Annotated in this window: 17 protein-coding genes and 2 riboswitches; of the genes, 9 read left to right on the top strand and 8 right to left on the bottom strand. The window is 75.0% G+C overall.

Features of this window, described 5'->3' with window-relative positions:
* Positions 1-17: 17 nt before the first annotated feature.
* A complete protein-coding gene (locus tag MODMU_RS10425) occupies positions 18-1,658 on the top strand; it encodes a Na+/H+ antiporter (protein ID WP_014740194.1) in 1,641 nt (546 codons plus the stop codon).
* Positions 1,659-1,746: 88 nt separating this feature from the next.
* Complete coding sequence (locus MODMU_RS10420) at positions 1,747-1,959, top strand: DUF1918 domain-containing protein (RefSeq protein WP_193375766.1); 213 nt, start codon at positions 1,747-1,749, stop codon at positions 1,957-1,959.
* Between the two features lie 6 nt (positions 1,960-1,965).
* On the opposite strand, the gene MODMU_RS10415 is transcribed toward MODMU_RS10420, so the two are convergent.
* From MODMU_RS10415 to MODMU_RS30020, 4 genes are read right to left on the bottom strand one after another with little or no spacing between them, the layout of a single operon-like run.
* The gene (locus tag MODMU_RS10415) at positions 1,966-2,445 is read right to left on the bottom strand and encodes a flavin reductase family protein (protein ID WP_014740192.1); all 480 of its coding nucleotides are present in this window, start codon (positions 2,443-2,445) and stop codon (positions 1,966-1,968) included.
* On the bottom strand, positions 2,442-3,788 hold the full coding sequence (locus MODMU_RS10410) for an NtaA/DmoA family FMN-dependent monooxygenase (RefSeq protein ID WP_014740191.1): 1,347 nt from the start codon (positions 3,786-3,788) through the stop codon (positions 2,442-2,444). The genes MODMU_RS10415 and MODMU_RS10410 overlap by 4 nt, the downstream gene beginning before the upstream one ends.
* 10 nt (positions 3,789-3,798) lie before the next feature.
* Positions 3,799-4,953: an LLM class flavin-dependent oxidoreductase gene (locus MODMU_RS10405; protein WP_014740190.1), complete on the bottom strand. Its 1,155-nt coding sequence runs from the start codon at positions 4,951-4,953 to the stop codon at positions 3,799-3,801.
* Positions 4,954-4,971: 18 nt separating this feature from the next.
* A complete protein-coding gene (locus MODMU_RS30020; protein ID WP_014740189.1) occupies positions 4,972-6,852 on the bottom strand; it encodes an FAD/NAD(P)-binding protein in 1,881 nt (626 codons plus the stop codon).
* A gap of 264 nt (positions 6,853-7,116) precedes the next feature.
* A riboswitch (SAM riboswitch) is annotated at positions 7,117-7,228 on the top strand.
* Positions 7,229-7,426: 198 nt separating this feature from the next.
* Between MODMU_RS30020 and MODMU_RS10395 the strand changes: the two genes are divergently transcribed.
* The 6 genes from MODMU_RS10395 to MODMU_RS10370 all read left to right on the top strand — a co-directional run bounded on the left by MODMU_RS10395 (position 7,427) and on the right by MODMU_RS10370 (position 13,600).
* Positions 7,427-7,957 (top strand): GNAT family N-acetyltransferase, encoded by a 531-nt coding sequence (locus MODMU_RS10395; RefSeq protein ID WP_014740188.1) that lies wholly within the window; start codon positions 7,427-7,429, stop codon positions 7,955-7,957.
* The gene (locus tag MODMU_RS10390) at positions 7,954-8,913 is read left to right on the top strand and encodes an amino acid ABC transporter permease (protein ID WP_014740187.1); all 960 of its coding nucleotides are present in this window, start codon (positions 7,954-7,956) and stop codon (positions 8,911-8,913) included. The genes MODMU_RS10395 and MODMU_RS10390 overlap by 4 nt, the downstream gene beginning before the upstream one ends.
* The gene (locus tag MODMU_RS10385; protein WP_014740186.1) at positions 8,910-9,689 is read left to right on the top strand and encodes an amino acid ABC transporter ATP-binding protein; all 780 of its coding nucleotides are present in this window, start codon (positions 8,910-8,912) and stop codon (positions 9,687-9,689) included. The genes MODMU_RS10390 and MODMU_RS10385 overlap by 4 nt, the downstream gene beginning before the upstream one ends.
* Before the next feature lie 90 nt (positions 9,690-9,779).
* Positions 9,780-10,748: an ABC transporter substrate-binding protein gene (locus MODMU_RS10380; RefSeq protein WP_014740185.1), complete on the top strand. Its 969-nt coding sequence runs from the start codon at positions 9,780-9,782 to the stop codon at positions 10,746-10,748.
* A 30-nt stretch (positions 10,749-10,778) separates the two neighbouring features.
* Positions 10,779-11,750, top strand: a complete 972-nt coding sequence (locus MODMU_RS10375) for an ABC transporter substrate-binding protein (protein ID WP_014740184.1) — start codon at positions 10,779-10,781, stop codon at positions 11,748-11,750.
* 152 nt (positions 11,751-11,902) lie between these two features.
* Positions 11,903-13,600, top strand: a complete 1,698-nt coding sequence (locus MODMU_RS10370) for an HNH endonuclease signature motif containing protein (protein ID WP_014740183.1) — start codon at positions 11,903-11,905, stop codon at positions 13,598-13,600.
* Positions 13,601-13,611: 11 nt separating this feature from the next.
* Here MODMU_RS10370 and MODMU_RS10365 read toward each other — a convergent pair whose 3' ends face one another.
* Genes MODMU_RS10365 through MODMU_RS10355 form a run of 3 tightly spaced genes read right to left on the bottom strand, consistent with a single transcriptional unit; the run spans position 13,612 to position 15,897 of the window.
* On the bottom strand, positions 13,612-14,412 hold the full coding sequence (locus MODMU_RS10365; RefSeq protein ID WP_014740182.1) for a DUF1684 domain-containing protein: 801 nt from the start codon (positions 14,410-14,412) through the stop codon (positions 13,612-13,614).
* 3 nt (positions 14,413-14,415) lie between these two features.
* The gene (locus tag MODMU_RS10360; RefSeq protein ID WP_014740181.1) at positions 14,416-14,904 is read right to left on the bottom strand and encodes a beta-class carbonic anhydrase; all 489 of its coding nucleotides are present in this window, start codon (positions 14,902-14,904) and stop codon (positions 14,416-14,418) included.
* A gap of 30 nt (positions 14,905-14,934) precedes the next feature.
* Positions 14,935-15,897: a sulfotransferase gene (locus MODMU_RS10355; protein ID WP_014740180.1), complete on the bottom strand. Its 963-nt coding sequence runs from the start codon at positions 15,895-15,897 to the stop codon at positions 14,935-14,937.
* A 44-nt stretch (positions 15,898-15,941) separates the two neighbouring features.
* Here MODMU_RS10355 and MODMU_RS10350 point away from each other — a divergent pair, with 44 nt between their 5' ends.
* On the top strand, positions 15,942-16,847 hold the full coding sequence (locus MODMU_RS10350) for a glycoside hydrolase family protein (protein WP_166503446.1): 906 nt from the start codon (positions 15,942-15,944) through the stop codon (positions 16,845-16,847).
* A gap of 5 nt (positions 16,848-16,852) precedes the next feature.
* Here MODMU_RS10350 and MODMU_RS10345 read toward each other — a convergent pair whose 3' ends face one another.
* Positions 16,853-18,214, bottom strand: coding sequence for an aminotransferase class V-fold PLP-dependent enzyme (locus MODMU_RS10345; protein WP_014740178.1), 1,362 nt, complete (start codon positions 18,212-18,214; stop codon positions 16,853-16,855).
* Positions 18,215-18,248: 34 nt separating this feature from the next.
* Positions 18,249-18,362, bottom strand: a riboswitch (SAM riboswitch).
* Positions 18,363-18,394 lie beyond the last annotated feature (32 nt).

Below are 18,394 nucleotides of genomic sequence, written 5' to 3'. Positions count from 1 at the left end.
TCAGGGAGGATGGGGAGGTGAGCGCCGAGACGATGTTGCTGCTGGTCCTCGGCGCGGTGGCGGTGATCGTGGCCGTCCGGTGGGTCGCCGACCGGACCGGGCTGCCGGCCGCGGCGCTGCTCACCCTGGCCGGCATCGGCTACGCGCTGCTGCCCGGCCCCAACGTGACCCTGGACCCGCACCTGGTGCTGACCCTGGTGCTCCCGCCGCTGCTCTACAGCGCGGCGCTGGACTCCTCGCTGACCGCGATCCGCCGGAACCTGCGCACCGTGGTGAGCCTGTCGGTGCTGCTCGTGCTGGTCACCGCCGTGCTCATCGGCGTCGGCTTCGACCTGTTCGTCACCGGCGCCACGCTGGCCGCCGGCATCGCGCTCGGTGCGGCGGTGGCGCCGCCGGACCCGGTGGCCGCGCTGTCGGTCGGCCGCAAGGTGGGGCTCCCCCCGAAGCTGATCACCCTCATCCAGGGCGAGGGGCTGCTCAACGACGCGACCGCGCTGACGCTGCTCACCGTGGCGGTCACCGCGGCGCAGGGCGAGGGGTTCTCCACGCCCGCGGCGATCGGCGAGTTCGTGGTCGCTGCCGCCGGCGGGGTGGCCGCCGGGCTGGCCGTCGCGTTCGGCGTCCGGCCGCTGCGGAGGCTGCGCCGCGACCCGCTGTCGTCGAACGCGATCTCGCTGGCCACCCCGTTCGTCGCCTACCTGCTCGGCGAGGCGCTGCACGTCTCCGGGGTGCTCGCCGTCGTCGTCGCGGGCCTGGTCATCGGGCACAACACCCCGTACTGGACGTCGGGTGCCAGCCGGCTGCAGACCGACGCCGTGTGGCGGCTGGTCGACTTCCTGCTCGAGGGCATCGTCTTCCTGCTGATCGGCCAGCAGCTGCCGACCGTCATCCGCGGGTTGGGCCAGTACGAGACCTCGACCATCCTGACCGCCGCGGGCATCACCGTGGGCTGCGTGCTGCTGGTCCGGCCGCTGTGGATGCTGCTCACCGAGTCCCTCCCCCGGTCGATGCACAGCCGGCTGGGCGGCCAGGACCTCGACGGCGCGCGGTTCAGCGACCGGCTCAGCGTCCGCGAGATCGTCGTCCTCAGCTGGGCCGGGACCCGCGGCGTGATCAGCCTGGCCGCGATCTTCACCCTGCCGCTGGTCACCGACAGCGGGGCGCCCTTCCCCGACCGCGACCTGCTGCTGTTCTGCGCGTTCCTCGCCGTGCTGGTGACCCTGGTCGGGCAGGGCCTGACCTTCGCGCCGCTGGTCCGGGCGCTGGGCTGCCGGGCCGACCAGGCCGACGAGGCCCGGCTGCGCAACCAGGCCCGGATCGCCGCCGCCGAGGCCGGGCTCGCCCGGCTGGAGACCATGCAGTCCGAGGAGCACGACGACGTCGACGACCGCGCCATCGCGACGCTGCGGGCCCAGCTGACCCACCGGCTGGACCGCTACCGGCACCGGCTGGACGTGCTCGAGACCGCGGAGGGCGGCGACATCCCGCTGTCACCGACCTACGAGGCGGCGCTCCGGCTGCGCCGGGCGGTCATCGCCGCCCAGCGCGAGGAGCTGCTGCGCTGGCGGGACGCCGCACGGCTGCCCGACGAGGGGCTGCGGATCCTCGAGCGGGAGCTCGACCACGAGGAGGGCCTGCTGCCCTCCCGAGGTCGCTGAGCCGCCGCGCCCGGACCCCTGGACAGCCCCGGCAGGGGGGCCCAGCATCATCGGTGACCCTCCGTCGACGCTCCGGGGAGTGGTGGTCGTGCAGGCTCGGACCGGTGAGTGGCTGGTGGTGCACGGGCGGGTCACCGACCAGCCCGAACGGGTGGGCGAGATCGTCGAGGTGCCGCACGGCGACGGCTCCCCGCCCTACGTCGTCCGCTGGCTGGGCGAGGACCACACCTGCGTGGTCTTCCCGGGGCCGGACGCCGGTGTGGTGGCCGAGCGGCCGCCGCACGCGCACGTCCCCGGCTGAGCCGGCTCAGGCCACCTGGGCGTGGGTGCCGAAGGTGCGTGCGTGGTAGGTCAGCGGCGCCGCCTCGGTGGTCGCCGCCCGGTGCACCTCGCCGAGCACGATCACGTGGTCCCCGCCCTCGACCAGCCGGCTCACCGTGCAGGCCAGCCAGCCGGGGCTGCCGGTCAGCCGCGGGGCGCCGGCGTCCGCCACCCAGTCGACACCGGTGAACTTGTCGCTGCCCTTGCGGGCGAACGCCAGCGCGAGCGCCGCCTGGTCACTGGCCAGCACGTTGACCCCGAAGACGCTGCCGTGGTCGAGCCGGGCCAGCAGCTCCGACCCGCGGTCCAGGCTGACCAGCACCATCGGCGGGCTCATCGACAGCGAGGCGAACGCGCTCACCGTCGTCCCGTGCGGGTGCCCGTCGGTGAGGGTGGTGACGACCGAGACCGGGGTGGCGACCCCGGCCATCACGGCGCGGAAGTCCTCGGCGAGCGGGGCGGTCACGCGGCACCGCCGAGCGGGGGCAGGCCGAGGTTGTCGCGCAGCGTCGTCCCCGGGTACTCCGTGCGGTAGACCCCGCGTTCCTGCAGCACCGGGACGACGGAGTCCACCACCGGGTCCAGGCCGCCGGGGGTGATGTGCGGGACCAGGATGAAGCCGTCGCTGGCGTCGGACTGCACCAGGTCGATCATCTGCTCGGCGACGGTGGTCGGGCTGCCGATGAACGACTGCCGGCTGCTGGTCTCGATCATCAGCTCGCGGATCGACAGGCCCTTGGCGTCGGCCTGCTCGCGCCAGGCCCTGGCGACCGCCAGCGGGTCGCGGTTCATCCGCACGCTGGCCCGGCCCCGGGCCACGGTGTGCTCGCCGACCAGCGGGTCGACCTCGGGCAGCGGGCCGTCGGGGTCGTAGCCGGAGAGGTCCCGGTTCCAGACCTCCTCGAGCTTGCGCAGCGCCGTCTGCCCGGACACCTGCTGCCGGCGCACCTCGGCGGCGAGCTCGGCGGCCTCCGCGTCGGTCTCACCGATCACGAAGGTGGCGGCCGGGAGGATCAGCAGGTCTGCCGGGGTCCGGCCGTACTTCGCCAGCCGGCCCTTGACGTCGGCGTAGAAGGCCTGGCCGGCCTCCTTGGTGCCGTGCCGGCTGAAGATCGCGTCGGCCGCCGAGGCGGCGAACTCGCGGCCCTCCTCGGAGTCGCCGGCCTGGAAGACGACCGGCCGGCCCTGCGGGCTGCGCGGGACGTCGAAGCGGCCGGAGATGTCGAAGTGCGCGTCGGTGTGCGCGAAGGTGCCCGCGGCCGGGTCGGCGAGGAACACCCCGCTGGCCGGGTCGGCGACGACCTCGTCCCCCCGCCAGCTGTCCAGCAGCTCCTGCACGGTGGCCAGGAAGGTGCGGGCCCGCTCGTAGCGCTGGTCCTGGGCCAGGAAGCCGCCGCGGCGGAAGTTCTCCCCGGTGAACGCGTCCCAGGAGGTGACGACGTTCCAGGCCGCCCGGCCGCCGGACAGGTGGTCCAGCGAGGCGAACTGGCGGGCCACCTCGTAGGGCTCGTTGAACGTCGAGTTGATCGTGCCGGCCAGGCCGAGGTGCTCGGTGACCGCGGCCAGCGCCGCGAGCACGGTGAAGGTGTCCGGGCGGCCGACGACGTCCAGGTCGTAGATCGCGCCGTTCTGCTCGCGCAGCCGCAGCCCCTCGGCGAGGAACAGGAAGTCGAACTTCCCGCGCTCGGCGGCCTGGGCGAAGCGGACGAACGAGGAGAACTCGATGTGGCTGCCGGCGGCCGGGTCGCTCCACACGGTGGTGTTGTTGACGCCGGGGAAGTGCGCGGCGAGGTGGACCTGCTTGGTCATGACGGCGTCCTCAGGCGGTGGCGTAGCGGTTGGCGGGGCGCGGGAGCCCGAGCAGGCCGCGCAGGGTGGACGCCTCGTAGGCCGTCCGGAACAGGCCGCGGCGCTGCAGCTCGGGCACCAGGCCGGTGGTGACCTGCCGCAGGTCGTGCGGCAGGGTCGCCGGCCGGAGCCGGAACCCGGTCAGCCCGGCCTGCGCCCACTCGGTGAGCTGGTCGGCCAGCCCGGCCGGGGTCCCGACGTAGACGGCGGCATCGCTGCGGTACCCGGCCCTGGCGCGCTCGTCGAGCCGGTCGCGGCGGGCGCGGGCGGTCGCGGCGTCGTCGTCCAGGAACACGACCAGGTCGCCGAACACGTGCACGGTCTCCGCGGCCCGGCCGGCGGCGTCCTGGGCGGTGCGCACCAGGCCCAGGATGCGGCCGGCGTCGGCGGCGTCCGTCGGGGTGACGAACCCCAGGTCGGTGCTGCCGGCCACGAACTCGTACGGCAGCTGCTGGTGCGCCAGCGCCGCCACCACCGGCTGGCCCTGCGGCGGCCGGGGCGTGATCGAGGGGCCCTTCACCGAGAAGAACCGGCCCTCGAAGTCGATGTAGTGCAGCTTCTCCCGGTCGACGAACCGGCCGGTGGCGACGTCGCGGACCTCCGCGTCGTCCTCCCAGCTGTCCCAGAGCCGGCGGAGCACCTCGACCCAGTCGGCGGCCTCGGCGAACAGGTCGTCGGTGCCGAGGACCGCGCGGCGGCCGATGTGGGCGGCCTCGGCCGGGCTGCTGCTGACCTTGACCCGGACGCCGGCGCGGCCGGTGCTCACGTAGTCGAGGGTGGCGATCGCCTTGGACAGGTGGAACGGCTCGGTGTGGGTGGCGATCGCGGTCGGCACCAGCCCGATCGCCGACGTCAGCGGCGCGACCCGGGCGGCGACCTGGACGGCGTCCAGCCGGCCGCGCACCTGGTCGGTGCGCTCGTCCGGGCCCTGGCGGTCGGTGGACTGCAGGGACAGGCCGTCCTCGATGGTGACCAGGTCGAGCAGGCCGCGCTCGGCCTCCTGCACCAGGTCGACCCAGTACCGGGGGGTGAGCAGCTCGGTCGGGCGGGCGTCGGGCTCGCGCCACGCGGCGGGGTGCCAGCCGGCGCCGTCGAGGGCGACGGCGAGGTGGAAGGGGGTGCTCATCGGGGGGCTCCGGGGGGATCAGGCCGCGACGGCGACGGCGGCGCGGCCGGTGACGGCCTGCCACAGCCGGCGGGCGAGGGCGTCGTTCTGGCGGAAGAAGGGGGCGTTGGTGCGGGGACGGGCGAAGGCGGCCACCTGGGCGCCGGAGGTCCAGAAGCCGACCGCGAACAGCCGGTCCTGCGGCAGCCCGGTCGCGCTGACCACCCGCTGCTCGGCGTCGACGTGCAGCCGGCCGGTGCCGGTGCCGTCCGGCACGGTCTTCTCCGCGGCGACCCCGCGGGTGACCAGCGAGCTGACCAGCCGGTCCGGGGTCGCTGAGACCGCCGGCGCGGGCAGCCGGGCCTCGACCATCGCCCGGGCGGTGACCACGGAGTCGACCGAGGAGGACCGCGCGGTGAACACCCCGGTGCCCTCGTCGAGGTCGAAGCGGGTGTCCGCGCCCAGGAACCGGACCACGCCGGCCTCCGACAGCGCGAGCAGCTCGGCCAGCCGCGGCGCCGGCGGTCCGCTGGCCAGGTAGCTGAACAGGTTCATCCACCAGCCGGCGACGTCCTCGGCCTCCGACCGCGGCGTCAGCCGCCCGGCGGCGACCAGCCCGGCGATCGTGCCGTGGCAGAACAGCAGGGCGGTGAAGACGGCGGCGTCGGTGCTGTGCGCCGGGTCCGCCGAGCGGGTCAGGTCGGCCCGCACCAGCCCGCGCACCGCCTCCTGCAGCTCGGCGGCGGTACCGAACCGGGCCCCGGCCAGCGGCCGGTCCCGGGCCGCGAGGTCGAACCGGTCGGCCGGGTCGGGGACGGCGGCCGCGACCAGGGCGGTCAGGTCTCCCCCGGCCACGTACGCGTCGGCGAACTCGGCCCAGGGCAGCGCGGTGCGCTCGGGGTGGGCGCGGAACAGCTCGGTGTAGTGCGCCCAGCCGAGCTCGCGGGCGATCACCGGCGCCAGGTCGGCGCGCAGGTCGAGCTCCCGATCGGCGTCCAGCGCCTCGGGGGTGAAGAACCGCAGCGGCACCGGCGGCCCGGGCCAGACGTAGCCCAGCTTGGCCCGGTAGGGCACGCCGCGCCGGGACCCGACGTGCAGCACCGGCTCCTGGCCGGAGGGGAGGTAGCGCAGCCCGTCGCCCGCCGGCTCGAAGCGGCCGCCGCGTCCGCTGGTCAGCAGCACCATGAGGTCGATGAAGGCCAGCCCGGCGCCGCGGACGAGCACGTCCTCCCCCGGCGCGAGCCGGTCGAGGTCGAGGTCGGCGGTGTAGCCGGTCGGGAGGTAGCAGAGCCCCGCGCCGGCCGCGCGCTCGGCGACGGCGCGCTCGGCGGCGGTGGCGTGCGCGTCGAGGTGGCCCTGGGCGAGCACGGCCAGGTCGGCGGGGAGCACCCGACCGTCGGCGAGCTCCACGTCGACGCCCTCGGCGCGCACCCGGACGTCGACCACGGTGTCCTCGTGCAGGTGCACGTCGGCCCACGGGCGGGCCGCCGCGACCACCTCGGCCAGCACCCAGCCCAGGTAGGCGTTCACCAGCGGCCGGGACGGGAAGGACGTCGGCGTCACCGCCCGCGCTTCCTCACCCACCGGGTCGCCCTCGGGCAGGTGCCGGCCCACCGCCTCCACCCACTGCCACAGCGTGGTGCCCTCGCCCACCGGGCCGTCGACGGTCACCGACGCGTCGGGCAGCACCGTGACGTCGGCGGCCAGCGAGTTGGCCCAGAGCAGCGAGGGCTGGGCCGCGCGCCACACCCGGCCGCCGCCCGGCGGGTGCGGGTCGACGAGGTGCACCTGCAGGCGGCCGGGGCCGCTCAGCTCGGGCGCGCTGGCGACCAGCCGCTCGAGCAGGCCGATGGCGGTGGGGCCGGCGCCGACCACGGCGATCGACGGGCCGGCGGGGGTGTGCGGGGGTGCGGCGGGCATGCGGACTCCGGGGAGCGGAGGGTCAGGGACGCGGGGTTCCGACCGTGCGCTGACACTGCGCGCTCGCCGTGCGCAGGAGGTCGACGTGCCGGCGGCAGACCAGCGGGGTGCGGGGCACGTGCGTCTCCTTCCGGTGTCCGGGTGACTGGCGCAACCGCGTCCGGGGGGCGGGCTGTTCCCCTCCGGCGAGTGCAGAGGCTCACAATGTCTATCAAGTCGATCGTAATTGACGCGTCGCCGGGTGTGCCCCTATCGTCCCTGCCAGGTCCTGAGCGCCAGCGACAAGCCCCGGCTCGCTGGCCGGCAACCCTCCCTGCGACGGGGTGCCCCGGGTGACGACCTGGCCGTGCGCGTCCGCGCCCGGCAAGCAGAGGCCTCCCCTCCCGAGGGGACGAACGAGGAGCAGCACCCGTGGGACAGACCGGCATCCGTGCCGCCGCCACCGACCTGGTCGGCCGGCCGACCGTGGACCTGCTGCGCACCGACAGCGCGCTCTGTCGCTGACCCGCAGCCCTCCCGTCCCACCTCCGCGCGCCCTCGTCGGCGCGCGCCTCCGCACAGGAGCTCCTCCCGCATGTCCACGTCCCTGTCCCCGCACGCCCTCCAGGTGGTGCGCGTGCACCTCGACGACCCGCTGGCCGCGCCGCTGTTCGCCGACCTCGCCGTCGAGTACGACACCCGCTACGGCGACCTGTTCGGCGGCGCGTCCGAGGAGCTGACCCGCTACCCGGCCGCGGCGTTCCTGCCGCCGGACGGCGAGTTCCTGCTGCTGGTCGAGGACGGCGTCGCGGTCGCCGGCGGCGCGTTCATGCGGCACCCGTCGGGCGCCGCCGAGGTGAAGCGGATGTGGACCGCCGGGTCGCACCGCCGCCGCGGGCTGGCCCGCCGGGTGCTCGCGCTGCTCGAGCAGGGGGCCGCCGCGGCCGGTTACGCCCGGATGTACCTGACCACCGGACCGCGCCAGCCGGAAGCGCGCGACCTGTACCTCGCCGCCGGCTGGGCACCGCTGTTCGACCCGGCCGTCCCCCGCCCCACCGACACCGACGCGCTGCGCGCGCTGCCGGTCGAGCAGCGCCTCTACGCCTTCGAGAAGGACCTCCCGTGACCACGCTCGACACCCGGCCCGTCACCAGCTCGGGCACCCCCTACGACCAGCTGCGGGTGGTGCCGGCCCGGCACCCCGGCCGCTGGGTCGCGACCGCCGTCGTCGCCGTCCTGCTCGCGATGGTGGTCAACAGCCTGATCACGAACCCGCGGTGGGAGTGGGACGTCGTCGGCGCCTACCTCACCGAGGAGTCGATCGTCCGCGGCGTGCTCACCACGATCGAGCTGACCGCGATCACCGCGGTGCTCGGCTTCGCGCTGGGCACGGTGCTGGCGCTGATGCGGCTGAGCCGCTCGCCGCTGCTGCAGGCGGTGAGCTGGGGCTACACCTGGGTGTTCCGCTCGGTGCCGCTGATCCTCCAGCTGCTGCTCTGGTACAACCTCGCCTACCTCTACCAGCACCTGGACGTCGGCATCCCGTTCGGCCCGTCCTTCGCCAGCGTGCAGACCCTCTCGCTGATCGACAAGTTCGGCGCCGCGGTGCTCGGGCTGGGCCTGCACCAGGCCGCCTACTCGGCGGAGATCGTCCGGGCCGGCATCCTCTCGGTCGACCAGGGCCAGCACGAGGCGGCCGCGTCGCTGGGCATCCCGCGGCGCCGGCAGACCACCCGGATCGTGCTGCCGCAGGCGATGCGCACCATCGTGCCGACGGCGGTCAACGAGGTGATCGGCCTGTTCAAGGGCACCTCGATCGTCTACGTGCTGGCGCTGGGCGAGCTGTTCTACACGGTGAGCGTCATCTACGGCCGGACCCAGCGGGTGCTGCCGATGCTCGTCGTGGCCGCGATCTGGTACGTCGTGCTCACCACGGTGGTCACCGTCGTCCAGTACTACGTGGAACGGCACTACGCCCGGGGCGCGGTGCGCACGCTGCCGCCGACACCCCTGCAGCGGGTCCGCGCGGAGCTGACCGGCGTCCTGGCCCGCTTCGGCGCCGCGCGCGGAGCCACCCGATGACCGCCGTCGGGGTCGGTCCCGGCCGGGTCGAGGTGCACGGCGTGCACAAGTCCTACGCCGGCACCGAGGTGCTGCACGGCGTCGACCTGGTGGTCGAGCCGGGCACGGTGACCGTCGTCCTCGGCCCGTCGGGCTCGGGCAAGTCGACGCTGCTGCGCAGCATCAACCACCTGGAGAAGGTCGACCGCGGCTTCATCGCGCTGGACGGCGAGCTGGTGGGCTACCGCCGCAAGGGCGACAGGCTGCACGAGCTGCACGAGAAGGACGTGCTGCGGCAGCGCACCCGCTTCGGCTTCGTCTTCCAGTCGTTCAACCTGTTCCCGCACCTCACGGCGCTGGAGAACGTGGTCGAGGCGCCGGTGTCCGCCCAGGGCCGCGAGCGCCGCGAGGTGGAGGCCGAGGCCCGCGAGCTGCTGGCCCGGGTCGGGCTCGGCGACCGGGAGAAGGCCTACCCCCGGCAGCTGTCCGGCGGGCAGCAGCAGCGGGTCGCCATCGCCCGGGCGCTGGCCATGCGCCCCGCCGTCCTGCTGTTCGACGAGCCGACGTCGGCGCTGGACCCGGAGCTGGTCGGCGAGGTGCTCTCGGTGATCGAGGGCCTCGCGAGCACCGGCACCACGATGATCGTCGTCACCCACGAGATCGGCTTCGCCCGCCGGGTGGCCGACCAGGTCGTCTTCATGGACGACGGCCGGGTGGTCGAGCAGGGCCCGCCCGAGCAGGTGCTCGACGCCCCGCAGCACGACCGCACCCGCGCCTTCCTCGCGCGAGTCCTCTAGAAGCCCCACCCCCCACCGGTCTCGGACGGCGCACCTGCGCCGCCCGGCGATGGCGCGCGCCCGTGCGCCCCTCACAGGAGAAGGAACCCCATGACCGCACGTACCCGACGAGCCCCGCTCGTCGCCGTCCTGGCCGCTGTGTCCGCGCTGGCCCTCGGGGCGTGCACCAGCTCGACCGAGATCGAGAGCGCCGCGGCCGACGAGCCCGCCGGCGCCCTGGTGGTGGACACCGGCCCCGACCAGGACCGGGTGCACACCGAGCTGAACCAGGACGCCGTCGACCTGCTGCCGGCCGGCGCGTTCCCGGACGGGACGCTGCGGGTCTCGGTCACCCAGGGCGCCGTCCCGCTGGCCTTCTACGCCGACGACAACAGCACGGTGATCGGCAGCGAGACCGACATCGCCACGCTGGTCGCCGACGCCCTCGGGCTCGACCTGGAACTGGTCGTCAACGACTGGTCGAACTGGCCGCTGGCCACCCAGTCCGGCGAGGTCGACGCCACCATCTCCAACGTCACGGTGACCGAGGAGCGCAAGCAGCTGTTCGACTTCTCCTCCTACCGTGTCGACCAGCTCGGCTGGCTGGTCCAGGCCGGCAGCGACCTGGAGATCGACGAGGCGGCCGACATCGCCGGGCTCACCGTCGGGGTCTCCTCGGGCACCAACCAGGAGCAGATCCTGCTGGCCTGGGACCGAGAGAACACCGACGCCGGCCTCGAACCGGTGACGATCGACTACTACGAGTCCTACAACGACGCGGTCCTCGCCCTGCAGTCCGGGCGGCTGGACACCTACGTCGGCCCCAACGCGACCGCCGCCTACAGCGCGGCGACCAGCCCGGACGACGTCGCGGTCGCCGGCACGGTCAACGGCGGCTGGCCGGACACCGCGAACATCGCCGTCGCGACGGCCAAGGGCAACGGGCTGGCGGAGGCCTTCACCGCCGCGATCAACGGCGCCATCGCCGACGGCAGCTACGCCGAGGTCCTCGACCGCTGGGGCCTGGGCGCCGAGGCGGTCGACCAGTCACTGACCAACCCGCCCGGCCTCGGTTCCTGAGCCCCCCCAACCTGATCGAGAGGTACCCCCATGTCGCGCGCCCGCACCACCCTCGCCGTCCTGCCCGTGGCCGCCGCGCTGCTGCTGTCGGCGTGCAGCAGCTCCGCCGACATCGAGGCCGAGCAGCAGGCCGACACCGGTGCCGCCGGCGCCAGCCAGGCACTCGTCGTCGACACGAGCCCCGAGCAGGCCGACCGGGTCAGCACCGACGAGGACCCGGACGCCGCGGCGCTCGTCCCCGCCCCGATCGCCGCGGACGGCAAGCTGACCGTCGGCATCGTCGGCGCCGGCGACCCGCCGCTGGCCTTCCTCGCCGACGACAACAGCACCGTGGTCGGCAGCGAGGTCGACATCGCCTCGCTGGTCGCCGAGTCCCTGGGCCTGGAGCTCGACGTCCGCAACATCTCCTGGGAGCAGTGGCCGCTGTCGGTGCAGAGCGGTGACGTCGAGGCGGTGTTCAGCAACGTCGGCGTCAACGCCGAGCGGCTGCAGCTGTTCGACTTCGCCACCTACCGGCAGGGGATCATGGCGTTCACCGCCGCCCCGGACAGCGACCTGTCCATCGCCGAGGCGAAGGACGTCGCCGGCCTGACGCTCGCCGTCGGCTCGGGCACCAACCAGGAGCGGATCCTGCTCGACTGGAACAAGGCCAACGAGGCGGCCGGCCTGGAGCCCGCGACGCTGGACTACTACGCCAACGCCGCCGACGCGCTGCTGGCCATCAAGTCCGGCCGGGTCGACGCCTACCTGGGGCCGAACCCGAACGCGGTCTACCAGCAGAGCAAGGGCCAGGTGGCGGTCGTCGGCACGGTGAACGCCGGCTGGCCGAACACCACCTACGTCGCCGCCACCACGCTCAAGGGCAACGGGCTGGTCGACGCCGTCGAGGCCGGCCTGCAGCACGCATTCGACGACGGCAGCTACACCGAGACGCTCGAGCACTGGGGGCTCTCGGACGAGGCCGTCGACGCCCCGGTGGTCAACCCGCAGGTGGCGTCCTGACCGTCGGCGCTTGACCACGCACGTCCCGGCCCGTGCTGCCTCCCCTGGCGGCTCGGGCCGGGCGGCCGCCAGGCGTCGTGGGCCGTGACGAGTTGTCCACAGGGACTTATCTTCGCTGGTCAGACGCTTGCGCGACCGCTATCATCGAACACGTGTTCGACTACGTGTACGTCACCGAGCTGGGTCCCGGAGGGGTGTGCGAACCTCCCGAGGAGGGGGTCGAGGACGACGTCGTCCTGGACCAGGATGCCGTCCTCGACCCCGACGCAGCACCCGCCCCCACTGCGGGAGAGGGCTGGCCGGACGAGCTCTTCACCTCGCTGCGGGAGTCGCTGGGGGACGGCGGGCTGCTGCTCGACCTGCTGCGCGAGGAGCAGCGGGCGATCGGAGCGGCGGAGGCCATGCGCGCCCGCTGGCTCGTCGACTTCTGCCGGTCCCGCCCCTCCTCGAACGACCGCCCGGACGCCGAGATCGGCGCCGCAGCGGCTGCCACCCGCGCGGCTCGGCCGTCGATCATGGCCACCGTCAGCGAGTGGGCCGTCGACGAGGTCGCCACCGCCCTGTCCATCACCTCCCACAGGGCTCAGGCGTGGATGGTCCAGTCGCTGCAGCTGGTCGACCGGCTGCCCGCCACCCTCGACGCACTGGCCGCCGGGGAGCTCACCTGGGAGCACGCCGCCGCCCTGTGCCAGGTGGTCGCTCCCCTCGACGACGAGCACCGGGCCGAGGCGGAGGCGCTCGTGCTGGCCCGGCTCGGGCACAAGACCCCCACCCAGCTGCGCGCTGCCGCACACCGGGTGGTGCAACGACTCGACGGTCAGGCCATCAGCCGCCGGGTCGAGACCGCCCTGCGCGAGCGCGGCATCCAGCTGTACCCCACCGGCGACGGGCTGGGCACCCTGTCCCTGACCGACATGCCGCTGCCCGTGCTGCGCGCGGTGCAGGACGCGCTGCGGCAGTACGCCGACGCCGCGAAGGCACCCGGCGACCCCCGCACCCGGCAGCAGCGCATGGCCGACTGCCTCGTCGACCTGGTGCTGCGGCCCGGCGACCACGGGCTGGCCCCGGTGCAGGCGCAGCTGACCATCGTCGCCACGGTCCGCACGCTGCTCGGCGGTGACGACCCCGGTGAGATCGCCGGGGAGGTCGTACCTGCTGAGGCCGTCCGCGCCCTCGCCCGCGCGCTGGGTCTGCTGCCCACTCTGGCCGCAGGACCTGCCGAGGAAGCCGAGGCACCCGCCGACGCGGACGCCGCCGAGCCCGCCGAGCCGAGCGAGCCCACCGAGCCGAGCGAGGCAGCTCAGGCCCCAGAGGCCGTCGCGGCCGGGCTCACCGATCTGCTCGACGTCCGCACGCTCCGCGGCACCGCGTTGGCCCACCGGCCGCACGTCGCCGTGGTCGACGAGCTCACCGGCCAGCTGCTCGCGTTGACCGACGCCGCCGGGCTGCGCGCCGGCCAGGCGCTCGGTCCGCCGCCAGCCACCGACCGCTACACCCCCACCGACGCCCTGCGCCGGCACGTCCGGCTCCGCGATCGCCGCTGCCGGTTCCCCGGCTGCCGTCGTCCCGGGCGGGGCTGCGACCAGCACCACCTCACCCGCTGGCCGCTCGGCGACACCTCGGCGGAGAACCTCTGCTGCCTGTGCCGCCACCACCACCGGCTCGTGCACCAGGCGCCCGGCTGGCAGCTGCACGCTCTGGCCGACGGCGCCCTGCGGTTCACCACCCCCACCGGCCAGGTGCTCGTCACCCGACCGGCCGGCCTCACCGACGACGACCCGTCACCCGGACACGGCGACGGGCCGCCACCCGGGGTGGATCCCCCGGTCGACGACCCGCCGCCGTTCTGATGACTCCGCGGTCAGCCGACCGGCTTCTTCTCCCCCGCCTCGACCGCGACCGGCAGGTGGTTCCCCTCCGGCGGCAGCGGGCAGGTGGCGAACTCGGTGTAGGCGCACGGCAGGTTGGTGGCCCGGTTGAAGTCCAGGACCACGGTGCCGTCGGCCGCCGGGGCGTCGACCTTGAGCGACCGGTTGGCCGCGTAGGTGGTGACACCCGAGGTCTGGTCGGTGAAGAGCACGAACAGGCTGCCCTCGGTGGCACCGTTGAAGGCGGTCAGCGACAGCGCCTGCCCGTCGAGCTCGAACTCGATCCGCCCCGGGGCGTCGTAGACGTGCTGCAGGCCCTCGACGACCGCGCCCACGGTGGTCGGCCGCGGCTCGTCGAACGGGACGTAGGTGCCGGTGAGCTGCCAGCGCGGGTCGGGCTCGTAGGCCGGCGTGCCGGGGTAGGCGGCCAGCACCGGCGAGTCCGGGTGCCGCGGCCGGACGACGTCCGAGCCGCCGCGCCTGGCCACCTCGATCACCGCGTCCCCGGCGACCGGGCTCACCCCGCCGCGCTCGGGCAGCACGCCGAACGAGTGCTCACCGTGCACTGGCTGCCCGTCGACGAGGAGCGACTCGTCCTCGGCGAGCCGCACGACCACGCCGTCCGGGCCGGTCCACCACTCACCCGGCGCCCCGGGCACCCGCTGCGGCTCCGCGGTCAGCCAGTGCAGGCCGGTGATCGCGAGGAAGCCGTGCGGGTCGGCACGCACCGTCTCGTGGTGCTCGTGCCACGCCGCCCACTCCTGGGCGAACGTGTCGATGTCGAGGATCGTCATGGGTCAGGCCACCTCACTGAGCCGGCCGGTGGCGACGTCGAAGACGAAGCCCCGGACGCTGTCCTTGATCGGGATGTACGGGCTGTCCAGGATGCGCCTGCGGGAGGCACGGACGTCGTCCTCGAGGTCGGCGAACGCCTCCGAGTGCCACTCCGGCCGCTGCCCCACCTCGGCCTCGATGCCGGAGCGGAAGTCCTCGTCGCCGAAGGTCAGCATCCCGCAGTCGGTGTGGTGCACCAGCACGATCTCCGTGGTGCCCAGCAGCCGCTGGCTGATCGCCAGCGAGCGGATCTCGTCGGCGGTCACCACCCCGCCGGCGTTGCGGATCACGTGCGCGTCGCCCTCGGCGAGGCCGAGCGCGCGGTACACGTCCAGCCGGGCGTCCATGCAGGCCAGGACGGCGACGTGCCGCGCCGGCGGCAGCGGGAGCGGTCCGTCGAAGGTCTCGGCGTAGCGCGCGTTCGCCTCGAGCAGTTCGTCGGTCACGGTCATGCGGTCCTCTTCTCGGTGGGGTGGTGCGGATCAGGTGCGGGCCGCGCTGCGGGAGCGGAAGTCACCCCGCCCGGTGTCGCCCTTCCAGTCGGCGAAGGACTCACCGGTCAGCTCCTCCAGCAGCTCGATGTCCGGCAGCAGCGGGTCGAGGACCTCCCGCCGCACCTCCACCGGCAAGGTCGGCCGGGGCGCCCGGCCGGCGTGCAGCGCGGCGATCAGCGGCCGGCTGGCCTGCCGCCACACCTGCGGCGGGGCGAACGCGCCGAGCGCCGCTCCTGCGCGGGTGACCCGGGCGATCAGCCGGTACCGCGGAGTGTCGGCGACGAAGGGCTTGACGTTCTCCGGCGCCGCCGTGTGCGCCACCCCGGTCGCCACCCCGAGGAACTCGCCCACCCGGTCCAGCGTCTCCGCCGGGGTGTCCACCAGCTGCCGGTACCGGAGCACGAACACCTGCTCGGCAGGCACCAGGCGGCGCAGGTCGCGCAGCTGGGCGCCGTACGTGCCGAGCCCGCGGTAGTGCCAGAACGGCGCCCACCCCGCCGCGACCCGGCGCTCCTCGGCCCGCACCGCGGTCAGGAAGTCCGCCTCCGGCTCCAGCCCGTCGGCCCGCAGGTGCGCCCAGTTCGAGTACGCCCGGTCGACCGGGTCGCGGACCACCACGACCACCTTGACGTCCGGGACGTCGGCCACCAGCCGCCGCTGCGCCGCACGGTCGTAGAGGTAGAACGGCGTGCTCTCCCCGCGCACGGTGCCGGCAGGGGCGCCGGCGAACAGCGCGAGGTAGTCCGCGCGGCGCCAGACCCACTCCCGGGCGCTGTGCGCGTCGCCGGGGCCCCGCTGACCGCTGCGCGGCGGGGGCCGCCCGTCGGTCAGGTAGTACTTCGGCTCCTTCACCGGCGACAGGTACAGCCCCGGGTGGGTGGCCAGCGCGGCGTGCAGCGCGGTGGTCCCGGCCTTCGGCGCACCGGCGATGACGAACTGGGGCAGGCTCAACGGGGGTCCTCCGGCGGCGTCGGACGGGTGTGCAGACTGACCCGGTGCCCCTCCCCCAGCCGCCGCAGCCCGGTCCCTTCTGGTCCGAGGCGCAGGTGGTGCTCGAGCCGGAGGACCCGCGGCCGGGTTCCTGGGCCGGCGGGCCCTCCGCCCAGCTCGTCGACGGCGTCTTCTGGCTGGCCTACCGGCTGCGCCGTCCGGTCGGCGAGGGCCGCGGCTTCGCCAACGTGGTGGCCCGCTCCGACGACGGGGTCCGCTTCGAGCCGGTCGTCGCCGTGGGCAAGGACGCGTTCGGCGCGGAGTCGCTGGAGCGTCCCGCGCTGGTGCACACCCCCGACGGGCGCTGGCGGCTCTACGTCAGCTGCGCCACCCCGGGCACCAAGCACTGGCGGGTCGACCTGCTGGAGGCCGGCACGGTCGCCGGCCTGGCCACCGCCAGCCCGCGCACCGTCCTGCCCGGCAGCGCCGCGGCCGCGGTCAAGGACCCGGTGCTCCGGCACGACGGCGACCGCTGGCACCTGTGGGCGTCGGTGCACCCCCTCGACGACCCCGACGCCACCGACCGGATGACCACCGAGCACGCCACCAGCCCCGACGGTGTCGACTGGACCTGGCAGGGCACCGCGCTGGCCGGCACCCCGGGCAGCTGGGACGTCCGCGGCGTCCGGTTCGCCACCGTGGTGCTGGACGGCGACCGCAGCTGGGCGCTGTACGACGGCCGGGCCACGGCCGGGGAGAACTGGGAGGAGCGCACCGGTCTCGCGGTCCGGGACGGCGCGGGCTTCTTCACCGCCGACCCGGCCGGTCCGCTGCTGCAGAGCCCGCACCCGCCCGGCGGCCTGCGGTACGCCGACGTCGTCGCGCTGCCCGGCGGCGGTGCCCGCTGGTACTACGAGGCCACCCGCCCCGACGGCGCCCACGAGCTGCGCACGGTCCTGCTGCCGCACTGAGCTCCTCACCGCCGGGCCGGCGCGCACCCGGCGCCCCGGGCGGCGTCGCCGGGCAGCGGCCGCGGGTCGTCGACCGGCTGCCAGCGCCCGTCCACCGGCGCGTAGGCCACCCGCGGCCCCGCGGAGAGGAAGGCGTCCAGCGCGGCGAGCAGCCGGTCGACGTCGGCGAGCGTGCTGCCCACCCCGACGCTGGCCCGGAGCGCACCCTCGGGCACGCCCAGCCGGGCCAGCAGCGGGTGCGCGCAGAACCGCCCGTCGCGGACGCCGATGCCGTGCTCGGCGGACAGGTAGGCGGCCACCAGCCCCGGGTCGGCGCCGGCCACGGTGAACGAGACGACGCCGGTGGGGTCCGTGGAGTCGGCCCAGATCCGCAGCACCCGCACCCCGGGCAGCGCCCCGAGGCCGTCGACCAGCCGCTCGCGCAGCGCCCGCTCGTGCGCCGCGAGGTCCTCGGCGGCGAGGCCGGCCAGCGCGTCGCACGCCGCGGCCAGCGCGACGGCGCCGAGGACGTTGGGCGACCCGCCCTCGTGCCGGTGCGGTGCCGCGGCCCAGGAGGTCTCCTCCACCGACACCTGCTGCACCGCGCCCCCGCCGGCCAGGTACGCCGGCGCGGCGTCCAGCCAGTCCCGGCGGCCGACCAGCGCGCCCGAGCCGAACGGCGCGTAGGCCTTGTGCCCGGAGAAGGCGACGTAGTCCGCGCCGGAGCCGGCCAGCGAGAACCGGCGGTGCGGCACCAGCTGCGCCCCGTCGACGAGCACCCGGGCACCGGCCGCGTGCGCCAGCGCGACGACCTCGTCCAGCGGCAGCGACTCGCCGGTGACGTTGGAGGCACCGGTGACGGCGACCAGGGCGTACGGCGCCGCGGCGAGCGCGGCACCCAGGGCGCGCAGCGTCTCGACCACGCTGGCGGCGGTGGGCAGCACGGTCAGCGGGCCGCGGCGCTGCCACGGCAGCAGATCGGCGTGGTGCTCGCAGTCCAGGACCAGCACCGCCTCGCCGTCGGGCACGCACCCGGCGAGCAGGTTCAGCGCGTCGGTGGTGTGCCGGACGAGCACGCAGACGTCGTCGGTCCGGGCGCCGACGAAGCGCGCGACGGTCTCCCGGGCGTCCTCGTAGGCCGCCGTCGACACCTGCGAGAGGTACCCGGCGCCGCGGTGCACGCTGGCGTACAGCGGCAGCGCCTCGGCCACCCGGGCGGCGACGGACTCCAGCGCGCGGCTGCTGGCGGCGGAGTCCAGGTCGACGTAGCGGGTCGTGCCACCGGGCACCAGCGGCACCCGGGTGTCGGCGCCGACGACCGGCAGCAGCGGGACCTCGCCCGCGCACGCGGCGGCCGGGGCGGGCGGACAGAGCAGGGCAGCGGACATGGACGTGCTCCAGGGGGCCGGGGACCCGGGCACGGGTCCGCGCTTTGCGGCTGCGGGGCTGCAGCCGCCAGGTCGTCACCCGGGGCACCCCGTCGCGGAGGAGGGTTGCCGGCCAGCGAGCCGGGGCTTCGCGCTGGCGCTCATGACCTGCCGTGAGCCTGGCACGCAGGCCCTCATGCC

Origin of the sequence: Modestobacter italicus (assembly GCF_000306785.1) — a bacterium.
Lineage (GTDB): Bacteria > Actinomycetota > Actinomycetes > Mycobacteriales > Geodermatophilaceae > Modestobacter > Modestobacter italicus.
This window is presented reverse-complemented; position numbering and strand designations above follow the sequence as displayed.